The sequence below is a fragment of the Stenotrophomonas sp. YIM B06876 genome (assembly GCF_030711595.1).
GTDB lineage: Bacteria > Pseudomonadota > Gammaproteobacteria > Xanthomonadales > Xanthomonadaceae > Stenotrophomonas.
Window position 1 is genome coordinate 1 of sequence record NZ_JAUJUJ010000609.1, and the last position, 390, is coordinate 390.

At 65.6% G+C, this 390-nt stretch carries 1 protein-coding gene; it reads left to right on the plus strand.

Going from position 1 to position 390, the window contains the following annotated elements:
• Positions 1-2: 2 nt before the first annotated feature.
• Positions 3-390: transposase (locus QZH66_RS18690; RefSeq protein WP_305807277.1), on the plus strand; the 388-nt coding region annotated here is incomplete at its 3' end.

Sequence of the window (390 nt, forward strand, 5' to 3'; positions counted from 1 at the left end):
CTATTACCACCATCGGCCTGGATCTGGCAAAACTGGTGTTCTCGACCTGCGAGCAGGATGCGTTCGGCAGGGTACGCCAACGCAAGGACCTGCGGCGCGGCGTGCTGTTGCAGTGGCTGACGCAACTGCCGGTGGGCACGGTGGTGGCGATGGAAGCCTGCAGCGGGGCTCACTACTGGGCGCGGCGCTGCCAAGAGTACGGTCTGGTGCCACGGGTGATGGCGGCGCAGTTCGTCAAGCCGTTCCGCAAGAGCCAGACCAGCAAGAACGACCGCAACGATGCCGAGGCGATCGCCACGGCGGCGCGCCAGGGCAACATGCGGTTCGTGCCGATCAAGAGCGAGCACCAGCAGGCAAGGCTGGCTTGGCATCGGGTGCGCGAAGGGTACA